The 12,811-nt window shown below is 68.6% G+C and carries 13 protein-coding genes; 12 read left to right on the plus strand and 1 reads right to left on the minus strand.

The window, feature by feature from the left end:
* Nucleotides 1-29: 29 nt before the first annotated feature.
* The 9 genes from AC07OX_RS21350 to AC07OX_RS21390 all read left to right on the plus strand — a co-directional run bounded on the left by AC07OX_RS21350 (nucleotide 30) and on the right by AC07OX_RS21390 (nucleotide 10,254).
* Nucleotides 30-1,697 carry an AMP-binding protein gene (locus AC07OX_RS21350; protein ID WP_495263186.1) on the plus strand — a complete coding sequence of 556 codons (1,668 nt, stop codon included), beginning with the start codon at nucleotides 30-32 and terminating at the stop codon, nucleotides 1,695-1,697.
* On the plus strand, nucleotides 1,694-3,316 hold the full coding sequence (locus AC07OX_RS21355; RefSeq protein ID WP_495263185.1) for a carboxyl transferase domain-containing protein: 1,623 nt from the start codon (nucleotides 1,694-1,696) through the stop codon (nucleotides 3,314-3,316). The genes AC07OX_RS21350 and AC07OX_RS21355 overlap by 4 nt, the downstream gene beginning before the upstream one ends.
* Before the next feature lie 13 nt (nucleotides 3,317-3,329).
* Entirely contained in the window at nucleotides 3,330-4,124 is a 795-nt protein-coding gene (locus tag AC07OX_RS21360; RefSeq protein ID WP_495263184.1) for an enoyl-CoA hydratase/isomerase family protein, read from the plus strand.
* A 19-nt stretch (nucleotides 4,125-4,143) separates the two neighbouring features.
* Nucleotides 4,144-4,815, plus strand: a complete 672-nt coding sequence (locus AC07OX_RS21365; RefSeq protein WP_095947914.1) for a DUF4126 domain-containing protein — start codon at nucleotides 4,144-4,146, stop codon at nucleotides 4,813-4,815.
* Entirely contained in the window at nucleotides 4,808-6,808 is a 2,001-nt protein-coding gene (locus AC07OX_RS21370; protein ID WP_495263183.1) for an acetyl/propionyl/methylcrotonyl-CoA carboxylase subunit alpha, read from the plus strand. The genes AC07OX_RS21365 and AC07OX_RS21370 overlap by 8 nt, the downstream gene beginning before the upstream one ends.
* A 59-nt stretch (nucleotides 6,809-6,867) precedes the next feature.
* Entirely contained in the window at nucleotides 6,868-7,830 is a 963-nt protein-coding gene (locus tag AC07OX_RS21375) for a DUF4349 domain-containing protein (protein WP_495263182.1), read from the plus strand.
* A 279-nt stretch (nucleotides 7,831-8,109) separates the two neighbouring features.
* Nucleotides 8,110-8,943, plus strand: a complete 834-nt coding sequence (locus AC07OX_RS21380) for a hypothetical protein (protein WP_487850293.1) — start codon at nucleotides 8,110-8,112, stop codon at nucleotides 8,941-8,943.
* A gap of 65 nt (nucleotides 8,944-9,008) precedes the next feature.
* The gene (gene yfcF, locus AC07OX_RS21385; RefSeq protein ID WP_495263181.1) at nucleotides 9,009-9,638 is read left to right on the plus strand and encodes a glutathione transferase; all 630 of its coding nucleotides are present in this window, start codon (nucleotides 9,009-9,011) and stop codon (nucleotides 9,636-9,638) included.
* A 1-nt stretch (nucleotide 9,639) separates the two neighbouring features.
* Entirely contained in the window at nucleotides 9,640-10,254 is a 615-nt protein-coding gene (locus AC07OX_RS21390; RefSeq protein ID WP_495263180.1) for a hypothetical protein, read from the plus strand.
* Nucleotides 10,255-10,260: 6 nt separating this feature from the next.
* Here AC07OX_RS21390 and AC07OX_RS21395 read toward each other — a convergent pair whose 3' ends face one another.
* Nucleotides 10,261-10,575, minus strand: coding sequence for an EthD family reductase (locus tag AC07OX_RS21395; protein ID WP_062477314.1), 315 nt, complete (start codon nucleotides 10,573-10,575; stop codon nucleotides 10,261-10,263).
* Nucleotides 10,576-10,662: 87 nt separating this feature from the next.
* Between AC07OX_RS21395 and AC07OX_RS21400 the strand changes: the two genes are divergently transcribed.
* From AC07OX_RS21400 to AC07OX_RS21410, 3 genes are all read left to right on the plus strand, one after another.
* The gene (locus AC07OX_RS21400; RefSeq protein ID WP_095948101.1) at nucleotides 10,663-11,583 is read left to right on the plus strand and encodes a 2-hydroxyacid dehydrogenase; all 921 of its coding nucleotides are present in this window, start codon (nucleotides 10,663-10,665) and stop codon (nucleotides 11,581-11,583) included.
* A gap of 90 nt (nucleotides 11,584-11,673) precedes the next feature.
* Entirely contained in the window at nucleotides 11,674-12,423 is a 750-nt protein-coding gene (locus tag AC07OX_RS21405) for an IclR family transcriptional regulator (RefSeq protein ID WP_495263179.1), read from the plus strand.
* Nucleotides 12,420-12,809, plus strand: a complete 390-nt coding sequence (locus tag AC07OX_RS21410) for a cupin domain-containing protein (protein WP_095746917.1) — start codon at nucleotides 12,420-12,422, stop codon at nucleotides 12,807-12,809. Before AC07OX_RS21405 ends, AC07OX_RS21410 begins: the two co-directional genes overlap by 4 nt.
* The last annotated feature ends 2 nt before the right edge of the window (nucleotides 12,810-12,811 follow it).

The following is a 12,811-nucleotide window of genomic DNA, read 5'->3' on the forward strand; positions in this document are numbered from 1 at the left end:
GAGAGGGCGCCAGACAAGGAGACAAGACGATGCCACTGACGCAGAGCCTGGCCCAAGGCGCCACGGACGTCCCCCTCATCGAGCAAGCCATCGGCGACTTCTTCGACGACATGGTCGAGAAGCAGCCGGAACGCGAAGCCCTCGTCAGCCGCCACGAAGGCCAGCGCTTCACCTACCGCGAACTGCAGACCGCGTCGAACAAGCTGGCCAGCGCGCTGCTGAGCCTGGGGCTTGTGCCCGGCGACCGCGTGGGCATCTGGTCGCACAACAACGTGCCCTGGGTGCTGATGCAGATCGCCACCGCCAAGGTCGGCCTGATCCTCGTCAACATCAACCCCGCCTACCGCACCTCGGAGCTCGAGTACGCACTCAACAAGGTCGGCTGCAAGGCGCTGGTGACGATGGCGCAGTTCAAGACCAGCGACTACCTGGGCATGCTGCGCGAGCTGGGCTCGGCCAAGCTGCCGCTGCTGCAGCACACCTTCTGGATCGACAAGCCCGGCCAGGGCGACGAGCAGACCGGCATGCGCCGCTTCAGCGAACTGCTGGCCGGCGGCGATGCGGCCGATGCGCGCGTGGCCGCCACGCAGAAGACGCTGAAGGCCACCGACCCGATCAACATCCAGTTCACCAGCGGCACCACGGGCTTTCCCAAGGGCGCGACGCTCACGCACCGCAACATCCTGAACAACGGCTTCTTCATCGGCGAGTGCATGAAGCTCACGCCGGCCGACCGCCTGTGCATTCCGGTGCCGCTGTACCACTGCTTCGGCATGGTGCTGGGCAACCTGGCCTGCCTCACGCACGGCTCGGCCATCGTGTACCCGAACGACGGCTTCGATCCGCTCACGGTGCTCGAGACGGTGCAGGCAGAGAAGTGCACGGGCCTGCACGGCGTGCCCACGATGTTCATCGCCGAGCTGGACCATCCGCGCTTCAAGGAGTTCGATCTGTCGACCTTGCGCACCGGCATCATGGCCGGCTCGCCGTGCCCCATCGAAGTGATGAAGCGCGTGGTCAACGAGATGCACCTGGGCGAGATCACCATCGCCTACGGCATGACCGAGACCAGCCCCGTGAGCTGCCAGAGCAGCACCGACACGCCGCTGGACCGCCGCGTGTCCACGGTAGGCACCGTGCAGCCGCACCTCGAGGTGAAGATCATCGACCCCGAGACCGGCGCGATCATGCCGCCGGGCCAGTCGGGCGAGCTGTGCACGCGCGGCTACTCGGTGATGCACGGCTACTGGGAAGACGAGCCCAAGACGCGCGAGGCCATCGACGCCGAGCGCTGGATGCACACCGGCGACCTCGCCACCATGGACGCCGAGGGCTACGTGAACATCGTCGGGCGCATCAAGGACCTCGTGATCCGCGGCGGCGAGAACATCTACCCGCGCGAGATCGAAGAATTCCTGTACCGCCACCCGAAGGTGCAGGACGTGCAGGTGGTCGGCCTGCCCGACAAGAAATACGGCGAAGAGCTGTGCGCCTGGATCATCGTCAAGCCCGGCCAGAGCGCCACCGACGCCGAGATCCGCGACTTCTGCAAGGGCCAGATCGCGCACTACAAGGTGCCCAAGTACATCCAGTTCGTCTCCGAGTTCCCGATGACGGTGACCGGCAAGATCCAGAAATTCAAGATCCGCGATGCCATGACCGAGCAGCTCGGTCTCAGCCAAGAAAAGACAGCATGAGCAAACTCGAAACCAAACTGAATGCGCGTTCGGCCGACTTCCAGGCCAATGCGGCCGCCATGCGCGCGCTGGTCGACGACCTGCAGCAGCAGTTCGCGAAAGTGGAGCAGGGCGGCGGCGAGGCCGCGCGCGCCAAGCACACGGCGCGCGGCAAGCTGCTGCCGCGCGACCGCGTGGCCGAGCTGCTCGATCCGGGCACGCCCTTCCTCGAAATCGCGCCGCTGGCCGCGCATGCGATGTACCTCGACGGCAAGGGGGCCGAGTCGGCGCCGGGCGCCGGCATCATCACCGGCATCGGCCGCGTGAACGGTGTCGACTGCATGATCGTGTGCAACGACGCGACCGTGAAGGGCGGCACCTACTACCCGCTGACCGTCAAGAAGCACCTGCGTGCGCAGGAGATCGCCGAGCAGAACCGCTTGCCCTGCATCTACCTCGTGGACTCGGGCGGCGCCAACCTGCCGAACCAGGACGAGGTGTTCCCCGACCGCGATCACTTCGGCCGCATCTTCTACAACCAGGCCAACATGAGCGCCCAGGGCATTCCGCAGATCGCGGTGGTCATGGGCTCGTGCACGGCCGGCGGTGCGTACGTGCCGGCGATGAGCGACGAATCGATCATCGTGAAGAACCAGGGCACCATCTTCCTGGGCGGCCCGCCGCTCGTGAAGGCGGCCACCGGCGAGGTCGTGTCGGCCGAAGACCTGGGTGGCGGAGACGTGCACACGCGCCTGTCGGGCGTGGTCGATCACCTGGCGCAGAACGACCTGCACGCACTGGCGCTGGCACGCTCGGCGGTGGCCAACCTCAACGCGAAGGCCGCCGACACGCCGCAAGGCACCACGGTGCGCGCGCCCGACTTCCCGCGCGAAGAGCTGTACGGCGTGATCCCCACCGACACGCGCAAGCCCTTCGACGTGCGCGAGATCATTGCGCGCATCGTCGACGGCAGCGAGTTCCACGAGTTCAAGGCCCGCTTCGGCGCCACGCTGGTGTGCGGCTTTGCCGAGATCGAAGGCATGCCGGTCGGCATCATCGCCAACAACGGCATTTTGTTCAGCGAGTCGGCGCAGAAGGGCGCGCACTTCATCGAGCTGTGCTGCCAGCGCAAGATCCCGCTGGTGTTCCTGCAGAACATCACCGGCTTCATGGTGGGCCGCAAGTACGAGAACGAAGGCATTGCGCGCCACGGCGCCAAGATGGTGACGGCCGTGGCCACCGCCAACGTGCCCAAGTTCACGATCATCATCGGCGGCAGCTTCGGCGCCGGCAACTACGGCATGTGCGGCCGCGCGTACAGCCCGCGCTTCCTCTGGATGTGGCCCAACGCGCGCATCAGCGTCATGGGCGGCGAGCAGGCCGCGAGCGTGCTGGCCACCGTGAAGCGCGACGGCATCGAACTGAAGGGCGGCAGCTGGAGCGCCGACGAAGAAGAAGCCTTCAAGGCCCCGATCCGCCAGCAGTACGAAGACCAGGGCCACCCCTACTACGCCACCGCGCGCCTGTGGGACGACGGCATCATCGACCCGGCCGACACGCGCCGCGTGCTCGCGCTGGGCCTGGCCGCATCGCGCAACGCGCCGATCCCCGAACCGAAGTTCGGCATCTTCCGCATGTGACCAGGGGCACCGCATGAGCAGCACCTTCACCAAGCTGAACCTCGCCCTCGACGGCGCGGTCGCCCGCATCTGGCTCGACCAGCCCGACGCGCGCAACGCTTTCGACGACGTCGTGATCGCCGAGCTGACGCAGGCCTTTCTCGAAGCCGGCGCCGCGCCGCAGGTCAAGGCCGTCGTGCTCGGCGCGAACGGCCCTGCCTTCTGCGCGGGCGCCAACCTCAACTGGATGCGCCGCATGGCCGACTACACGCGGGGCGAGAACCTTGCCGACGCGGGCAAGCTGGCCGACATGCTGCGCACCATCGCCGAGTGCCCCAAGCCCACCATCGCGCGCGTGCAGGGCGACGTGTACGCGGGCGGCATGGGGCTCGTGGCCGCGTGCGACATGGCCGTGAGCGTGGACACCGCGTGGTACTGCCTCAGCGAAGTGAAGATCGGCCTCGTGCCCGCGACCATCAGCCCGTATGTGCTGCGTGCGATGGGCCCGCGCGCCTCGCAGCGCTACTTCCTCACGGCCGAGCGCTTCACCGCCGCCGAGGCGCACCGCATCGGCTTCGTGCATGAGGTGGTGGCCGCCGACGCGCTCGACGCCAAGGTCGACGAGCTGCTGAAAGCCCTCACCGGCGCCAGCCCCGCCGCCGTGCGCGCCTGCAAGCAGTTGATCGCCGACGTGGCCGGCCGCGAGATCGACAGCGCGCTCATCGCCAAGACGGTTGAAGGCATCGCCGACATCCGCGCGAGCGACGAAGGCCGCGAGGGCGTGCAGGCTTTCCTGCAGAAGCGCAAGCCGTCCTGGCTCGCCGGCTGACAGCCAACCAAGGACCGCCATGAACGCACTCGACATGCCGCAACTGCTCGCACTGGCCGCCGCCATCGGCTGGGCCAGCGGCGTGCGCCTGTACCTCGTCGTGCTGCTGACCGGCCTGGTCGGCTACTTCGGCTGGGTGCCGTTGCCCGCGGGGCTGCAGATGCTCGCGCATCCGATCGTGCTGGCGGTCAGCGGCTTCATGGTGTTCGTCGAGTTCTTCGCCGACAAGATCCCGGGCCTCGATTCGCTGTGGGACGTGGTGCACACCGCCATCCGCATCCCCGCCGGCGCGGCGCTCGCGGCCAGCGTGTTCGGTGCCGACCATGGCGCCATGGCCGTCGTCGCGGCGCTGCTGGGCGGCGGCTTCGCGGCCACGGCGCATGCGGCCAAGGCCACCACGCGCGCGGCCATCAACACCTCGCCCGAGCCGTTCTCGAACGTCGGTGCGTCGCTGGTCGAAGACTCGATGGTGCCGGCCGGTCTGTGGCTCGCGGTGGCGCATCCGCTGGTCTTTCTCGTGCTGTTCGTCTTCGTGCTCGTGCTCAGCGTGTGGCTCATCCGCAAGAGCTGGCGTTTTCTGCGCGCGCTGTTCAGCCGCGTGGCACGCATCTTCAGTGGCCGGCCCGATCCGGGCGTCACGTCCGCCTTTCAACTGAAAAAGAATCCTCCGGGAGACACTCCGAATGTTTAAGAAGATCCTCATCGCCAACCGTGGCGAGATCGCCTGCCGTGTCGCAGCAACCGCACGTCGCATGGCCGTTCGCACCGTGGCGGTGTACTCCGATGCCGATGCGCACGCCAACCATGTGCGCGCCTGCGACGAGTCGGTGTACCTCGGCGGCAGTGCCCCGAAGGACAGCTACCTGCGCTGGGAAAAGATCCTCGAGGCCGCCAAGGCCACGGGCGCTGAAGCCGTGCACCCGGGCTACGGCTTCCTCAGCGAGAACGAAGAGTTCGCGCAGGCCTGCGCCGACGCCGGGCTGGCCTTCATCGGCCCGCCGCCCTCGGCGATCAAGGCCATGGGCCTGAAGGCCGAGTCGAAGCAGCTGATGGAAAAGGCCGGCGTGCCGCTCGTGCCCGGCTACCACGGCAGCGACCAGGACCCGGCGCTGCTGCAGCGCGAGGCCGACCGCATCGGCTACCCGGTGCTCATCAAGGCCAGCGCCGGCGGTGGCGGCAAGGGCATGCGTGCGGTCGACAAGGCTGCGGACTTCGAGGCGGCACTGGCCTCCTGCAAGCGCGAAGCCATCAACAGCTTCGGCGACGACGCGGTGCTGATCGAGAAGTACGTGCAGCGCCCGCGCCACATCGAGATCCAGGTGTTCGGCGACACGCAGGGCAACTACGTCTACCTGTTCGAGCGCGACTGCTCGGTGCAGCGCCGTCACCAGAAGGTGCTCGAGGAAGCGCCCGCGCCCGGCATGACCGAGGCGATGCGCAAGCAGATGGGCGATGCGGCCGTGGCCGCGGCGCGTGCCGTGAACTACGTGGGCGCGGGCACGGTGGAGTTCATCGTCGAGCAGCGCGAAGGCGGCGAGATGAACTTCTTCTTCATGGAGATGAACACGCGCCTGCAGGTGGAGCACCCGGTGACCGAAGCCATCACCGGCCTCGACCTGGTGGAGTGGCAATTGCGCGTGGCCTCGGGCGAACCGCTGCCCGCCAAGCAATCGGAGCTGCAGATCCACGGCCACGCCATCGAGGCGCGCATCTGCGCCGAGAACCCCGACAACAACTTCCTGCCCGCCACCGGCACCTTGCGCGTGTACCGCAAGCCGCAGGCGACCGCCTTCCAGCGCAGCCGCGTGCGCATCGACGACGGCGTGCGCGAAGGCGGCGAGATCTCGCCCTTCTACGACTCGATGATCGCCAAGCTCATCGTGCACGGCAGCACGCGCGCCGAGGCGCTGGCCCGGCTCGACGCCGCGCTGGCGCAGGTGCAGATCGTGGGCGTGTCGACCAACGTGCAGTTTTTGCGCGGCATCCTGGCGACCGAGTCGTTCTCGAAGGCCAACCTCGACACCGCGCTCATCGAGCGCGAGCGCGCCGTGCTGTTCGACCGCGAGCCGCTGGGCCTGCCGCTGGCCGCGGCCGCCGCCATCACGCGCACGCTGGTCACCGAGTGGCCGACGCAGCTGCCCGACCCCTTCGAGCGCCGCGACGGCTGGCGCGCGCATGGCGAGTACAAGCGCCGCTTCGACTTCGAGTTCCGTGGTGCCGAGCACAGCGCACTGCTGACCTACCGCCGCGACGGCGGCCTGCACCTCGCCGTGGGCGGTGTCGAAGGCCCGCTCACCATCGGGCGTTTTCCCACGGGCGAGTTCGAGCTCGAGTTCGCCGGCACGCGCCAGACCCTCGACGTGCACCTGGACGGCGCCACCGCCCACGTGTTCGCGGCGAAGGGCGCCACGCGCCTCACGGCCATCGACCGCCTCGCCCACGCGGGCGACACCCACGCCGAAGGCGGCCGCCTCACGGCGCCGATGCCCGGCAAGGTCGTGTCCTTCGCGGTCAAGGCCGGCGACAAGGTCAGCCGCGGCCAGCCGCTGGCCGTGATGGAAGCCATGAAGATGGAGCACACCATCGCCGCGCCGGCCGACGGCACGGTGGAAGAACTGATGTTCTCGCCGGGCGAGCAGGTGGCGGAGGGCGACGAATTGTTGCGAATGGCGGCTGCCGCTTAACCCCGATCCGGGCGCTCGCCCGTATCAGCGGTGGTAGTCATTCTTTTCAAGGAGTCCTGATGAGCCGCCGCACCCTTTCCGTGTCGACACCCCGCGCCGCCGTGCGCCACCGCGCAGGCGCTGTCCTGCTGGCCCTGGCGGCTGCCCTGTCGCTGGCCGGCTGCGGCCGCGAGCGCAGTGCCGAGTCGGTCGCGCCAGCCTCCTCGTCCATGCCGGCGCCGCCGATGGGCTATGGCGGTGCCATGAAAGCACAGCGGGCGAGCGCGCCGCAGGCCGAGATCGCCGCGTCGCAGTCCGACGAGGCGCGGGGCGGCAGTAGTGAGACCGCGCTGCAGCGCTTCCTGGCCGTGCGGCAGGACCTGAACGTCGAAGTGCCGGCCGAACAGCTGGCCGACGCCTGGGGCAAGGTGCGCGACCTGTGCGGCACGCTGAAGTGCGAGCTGCTGTCGTCCTCGCTGCTGCGCGAGACGCCGCAGCAGCCGGGCAACGCCCTGCTCGAGATGCGCGTGGAACCCGCCGACGTCGACAAGCTGCTCGGCGGCCTGGCCGGCGTGGCGAACGTGGTCTCGCACACCACCACCAGCGAGGACAAGACCTCCGAGGTGATCGACGTCGAGGCCCGCATCAAGAACCGCACCGAGTTCCGCGACAGCCTGCGCGTCATGCTGCGCGACACCGTCACCAAGCGCACCATGGCCGACCTGCTGGCGATCCAGCGCACGCTGTCGGACACGCAGGCCGAGCTCGACGCCATCGCCACCCAGCGCAAGGTGCTGGCGCAGCAGACCAGCAAGCAGCACATCCAGGTCCAGTTCACGCCCAAGCGCGCGCTGGTGAGCGGCAGCGACGGCTACAGCCCGATGGCGCACGCGCTGCGCAACGCCGGCGACGTGCTGGCCGAAAGCGTGGGCGCGCTCATCACCTTCGTGGCCGCTGCCCTGCCGTGGCTGCTGCTGGTGGTGCTGCCCGTGGGATGGCTGGTGCGGGTGCTGTGGCGTCGTCGTCGCGCCAAGGTGGCGTGAGACACTGCGCGCCGGCCGCGCCCGACACAGCGCGGCCGCACGACAAGAAGGAGGGGCCGCATGGCGGGTCGATTTCGGAAGTTTCTTGCGGGACTGGGCCTGGGGACGGCGCAGGACGATGGGGCGGTGCCTGCCTCTGTGCCGGCTGCGCCTGAACCGGCGCCACCGCCCGCAGCGCCCCCTGCACTGCGCTACACCTTCGACGTCAAACCCGCCCAGCCCATGGCGCGATTGATCGCCGCCCCGTGGGCTGCGGCGCCCCCGACGCCGCCGAAGCCCTTGAAGCGTCCACCACGGAACCCGCCCGCGCCACCCGTCGAGGCACCTCCGCCGCAGTTCGACGCGACCCCGGACCTGCCGGAGCCCTTCGGCTACAAGGTCTGCTGGTTTGCCGTGCGAGCCTCGGACCCCGCACAAGTGCTCGATGCCCTCGGGTGGGCGTCCGAAGGGCCGGCCAACTGGCACACCGGCATCGCGGCGGCCTACCGCCGGACGTCTGGCGGACAGGCCCCCTGGGTGTTCGCATCACCGCCCGTCGAGGGCTGGGTGCTTCTCGTGGGGGACGGCCTGCCGTATCCCGCCGTGTACCCGGAGGACCGCCTCGAAGGCATCGGGCAGGCCTTCGACGTGATCTTCACGCGCCTGAAGGACCACTTCGGCGAAGCGCAATTCTTCGGCAGCCACCGTGTCGCCGACTTCGTCACCTGGGCGCGCGCACGCCGCGGCGAGCCCGGGCGGCAGTTCTGCTATGCAGGCAGCAGCGGCGAGGTGTATGCGAACGTGGGCGCACAGAGCGCCGAGGAAGCCGCACTGGGCTTTGCCGTGCTCAGCGGACTGTCGCCGGTCGATGCGCGCGATCGGCTCTCGGAACTGCTCGAGGAAGAGTGGGCGCGGAAGGACGCGCTGGTCGCCTCAGGCATGTCGCACCGCGACGCCGACCGGCAGGTCCGCCCGGGCGGCGGCAGCGTCATGCCGGGCGAAGAAGACGTCACGGCGCTGGCCGGTGCGTGGAGTGTCGACCCGACGCGGCTCGACGAAGCGGACCGGGGTTACTTGCCGGGCGTGGGGTTGATGGCCCGCGTTCGGAAAGACCTGGGGCAGGCCGGCGCGTAGCCGCGAGATACCGGCGCTCTAAGATCGCAAGCGGGCCCGTCGCCCTCTACAGGAGTCCCTCCTCGATGCAAGACCCGATACGCCTCTACGTCGACGCCCAGTTCGCCAGCCCCTACGCCATGTCGGTGTTCGTGGCGCTGCATGAAAAGCAGCTGGACTTCGAGATGACACCCCTGGACCTCGCGGCGCGGGAGAACCGGGCCGCCGGTTTCTCGCAGCTGTCGCTCACGCAGCGCGTGCCGACGCTGGTGCACGGCGACTTCGCGCTGTCGGAGTCGTCGGCGATCACGGAGTACCTCGACGAGGTGTTTCCGGGAACGCCGCTGTACCCCCAGGATGCGCGCAGCAAGGCCCGGGCCCGCCAGGTGCAGGCCTGGCTGCGCAGCGACCTGATGCCGATCCGGCAGGAGCGTTCGACCGAGGTGGTGTTCTACGGGCCCACGCACGCGCCGTTGTCCGCGGCGGCGCAGGCGTCGGCCCGCTCGCTGTTCGATGCGGCCGAGGCGCTGCTGCCCGTGGGGGCGGAATACCTGTTCGGGGCTTGGTCGATCGCCGATGTCGACCTCGCGTTGATGCTGAACCGGCTGGTGCTGAACGGGGATGCGGTGCCGCCGCGGCTCGTGGCCTATGCGGGCCAGCAGTGGCAGCGGCCTTCGGTCGAGCGCTGGGTGAAGCTGATGCGGCCGGCGCTCTGACATGCTGCATACGCCAAACCGGCGCGTTGCCATAGCTGCGATGGCCGGCTCGCTGGTGCCCGTGCCGGCACTCGGCAGCGAGCCGATGCGGGCTGTCGAGCGAGAGGTCATCGCGGCCTACCTGAACAGCCTTGAGCCGGACAAGCCGTCTGCGAAGAAGCTGGTGATCGAGCAGACCACTGCGATCACCGACGAGGCGTTCGGGACTATCGGTCTTGCTAATGGCCGTGACCAGCTCGCGAAAGATTTGCCTCAGGCCGCGAGGAGGGGACTCGACGATTTCCTGCGGGTGCTGGCCAAGCCTTCGCCGTTATGGATACCCAGCCAACTCGTGCGCCCGAACCTTCGATTGCAAATGGTCCGCGCGAGCGACGTTGATCGCCTGTTCGACGCAGACAAGCTCGGCGCAGCCTGGGAGCGTTTCTACAAAGCCTATCCAGATGCCATTGGCCTTGTGCGCATCTCCCGCGTGGGCATCGACGAGCAGACGAGCCAGGCACTTTTCTACATGTCGCTCCGACAGGGCGGCTTGCGAGGCTCGGGCCACTTCATGTTGTTGCACCGGCCTCTGGGCATATGGCGTGCTCTCGCCACTGCGCAAGCCTGGGTCAGCTGACGTCCGTCAGCCCACCACCACTTCGCTGATCTGCATCACCGGCGCGATGTCGGTGTAGTTCTTCACGTCGCCCATGATCTCCTTCACGTGCGGGCCGAAGGCCTTCTGGAAGGACTCGACCGATTCGGCGAACACGTGGCACATGCCGACATACGTGGGCGGCGAGCCCGGTGCGCCGCCGCCCAGGCCCTTGTCGATGGTGTACGAGAGGCAGGCGTCGCCCATGCGGGCCTTGAGCATGGGCATGTGCTGGTCGCGGTAGTAGTCGTGGTCGAACCGCGCGCCGGGGGTGTGGGGGTACATCACGCTGACTTTGATCATGGAAGGTGTCTCCTGGGTGGCTGAATGCGGTCGAGCATAGGAGATGGCGCGCGACGCAACAAGCCGGTGCCTTCTAAGATGGCGCCCATGCGAATCTCCGTCTACCTCACCGACAACCGTCCCGATCCCTGGATCGATGGCCTGAAGGCCGAACTCCCCGAAGCCACCATCGAAGCCTGGGCGCCCGGCGCGCCGCAGGCCGACCACGGCGTGGTGTGGGCGCCGCCCCAGCAGTTCCTCGACGAGCAGCCCGACCTGCGCGGCCTGTTCAACATCGGCGCGGGCGTCGATGCGCTGCTCAAGCTCAAGGTGCCCGCGCACACGCGCATCGTGCGCCTCGACGACGCGGGCATGTCGGTGCAGATGGCCGAGTACGTGTGCCATACGCTCATCCGCCACTTCCGCGAGTTCGACGTGTACGAAGCGGATGCGCGCGAGGGCAAGTGGAGCTACCGCAAGCCGAAGCTGCGGCGCGATTTTCCGGTCGGCATCATGGGCCTGGGCGTGCTCGGCGAGCGCGTGGCCAAGGCCGTGGCGCAGTTCGAATTTCCGGTGCTCGGCTGGAGCCGCTCGCCCAAGGCGCTCGACGGCGTGCAGGTGTTCAGTGGCGAGGCGCAGTTCGACGAGTTCCTGGCCTCCACGCGCGTGCTGGTCAACCTGCTGCCGCTCACCGAGTCCACGCGCGGCATCCTGAACCGCACCACGCTGGGCAAGCTCAAGCCCGAGGGCTACCTCATCAGCATCGCGCGCGGCGGCCACCTGGTGGAAGACGACCTGATCCCGATGCTCGACGCCGGCCAGCTCGCGGGCGCCACGCTCGACGTGTTCCAGGTCGAGCCGCTGCCGGCCGACCATGCCTTCTGGCGGCACCCCAAGATCACCGTCACGCCGCACGGCTCGGCGCGCACGCTGCGCGAGGAGTCCATCGCCCAGATCGCCGGGAAGATCCGCGCGATGGAGCAGGGCCTGCCGATCGCCGGCATCGTCGATCCCGTCCGCGGCTACTGACCCCCGTGCGCCGACGACGGTCCGGCTGACACGCGGCCGGCGGGGGAAAACCCCGACGCTTTTGTTTTTCACATACGAGAAAATTTCTTCATGGTTGTGAAAACAGCGTTTCGCGTGATCGAGATCGTCGAGCTCTTCGCCCGGGAGAAGCAGCCGCTGGCCCTGTCCGAGATGGCGCGGCTGCTCGACATGCCGGTGTCCAGCTGCCTGGGCCTGATCCGCACGCTCGAAGAGCAGGGCTACATGTACGAGACCGGCCGCCGCCAGGGCTACTACCCGACGGGGCGGTTGCTGGCCATGGCGCAGGTCATCGCCGCGCACGACCCGGTGCTCGACCGGGTGAAGGCCACGCTCGAGGAACTGCGCGACGCCGCCTGCGAAACGGTGGTGTTCGGCAAGTTCCGCGATGCCGAGCACGTCGTCTACCTCGACGTGCTGAGCGCACCGCAGCGCATCCGCTACACGGCCGAGTCGGGCGAAACGCGCCCCGCGTACGCCAACTCGATGGGCCGCGCGCTGCTGTCCACGCTCGCACCCGAAGCGCGCCGCAAGCTGCTCGAGGGCATGACGCTCGCGCCGCTCACCGACGCCACGCTCACCACCGCCGATGCCATCGAGGCCGAGCTGCAGCGCGGCGCCGCGCGCGGCTGGTACGGCAACCTCGGCGAAAGCATTCCCGACCTGATCGGCCTGGCCTGGCCGCTGCGCATCGGCGGCGAGGCCTACGCGATCTCGGTGGCCGGTCCGCGCTACCGCATGGAAGCGCGCATCGACGACATCGCCGCGATGCTGCGCTCGGCCTGCCTGGCGATCGAACCCAAGACAGAAAGCCCCCGATGACGGCCACCGCTGCGCGCTACTTCGTCCGCGAGGACGAGATCACCGGCTACCACCCCGCCAACCACACCGGCACGCTGAACAAGCGCCTGATCGGTCCCGAGACGGTGGGTGCGAAGCAGCTCGAGGTGCTGGTGGGCCATATCCAGAAGGGCAAGGGCGCGCTGCCGCATGCGCACCCGGGCATCGAACAGGTCTGCTACATGCTCGAAGGCCGCGCGGTCGCCGAGGTGGGCGGCCAGCGGCAGGAGCTGCATCCTGGCGACAGCTGCTTTTTTCCGGCCGACGCGATGCACACCTTCACGGTGGTGAGCGACGAGCCGGTGCGCGTGCTGGTGATCTACAGCCCGCCGTACGAGGAATCGCCGGAGCGCGTGATCCGGCCCTGAAC

It is taken from the genome of Variovorax sp. GW821-FHT09D07 (assembly GCF_059416345.1).

Coding starts and splice junctions, on each gene's coding strand:
- AC07OX_RS21360 (WP_495263184.1), top strand. CDS start 3,330: ATGAGCAGCACCTTCACCAAGCTGAACCTCGCCCTCGACGGCGCGGTC.
- AC07OX_RS21410 (WP_095746917.1), top strand. CDS start 12,420: ATGACGGCCACCGCTGCGCGCTACTTCGTCCGCGAGGACGAGATCACC.
- yfcF (WP_495263181.1), top strand. CDS start 9,009: ATGCAAGACCCGATACGCCTCTACGTCGACGCCCAGTTCGCCAGCCCC.
- AC07OX_RS21355 (WP_495263185.1), top strand. CDS start 1,694: ATGAGCAAACTCGAAACCAAACTGAATGCGCGTTCGGCCGACTTCCAG.
- AC07OX_RS21390 (WP_495263180.1), top strand. CDS start 9,640: ATGCTGCATACGCCAAACCGGCGCGTTGCCATAGCTGCGATGGCCGGC.
- AC07OX_RS21370 (WP_495263183.1), top strand. CDS start 4,808: ATGTTTAAGAAGATCCTCATCGCCAACCGTGGCGAGATCGCCTGCCGT.
- AC07OX_RS21395 (WP_062477314.1), bottom strand. CDS start 10,575: ATGATCAAAGTCAGCGTGATGTACCCCCACACCCCCGGCGCGCGGTTC.
- AC07OX_RS21350 (WP_495263186.1), top strand. CDS start 30: ATGCCACTGACGCAGAGCCTGGCCCAAGGCGCCACGGACGTCCCCCTC.
- AC07OX_RS21375 (WP_495263182.1), top strand. CDS start 6,868: ATGAGCCGCCGCACCCTTTCCGTGTCGACACCCCGCGCCGCCGTGCGC.
- AC07OX_RS21405 (WP_495263179.1), top strand. CDS start 11,674: ATGGTTGTGAAAACAGCGTTTCGCGTGATCGAGATCGTCGAGCTCTTC.
- AC07OX_RS21400 (WP_095948101.1), top strand. CDS start 10,663: ATGCGAATCTCCGTCTACCTCACCGACAACCGTCCCGATCCCTGGATC.
- AC07OX_RS21365 (WP_095947914.1), top strand. CDS start 4,144: ATGAACGCACTCGACATGCCGCAACTGCTCGCACTGGCCGCCGCCATC.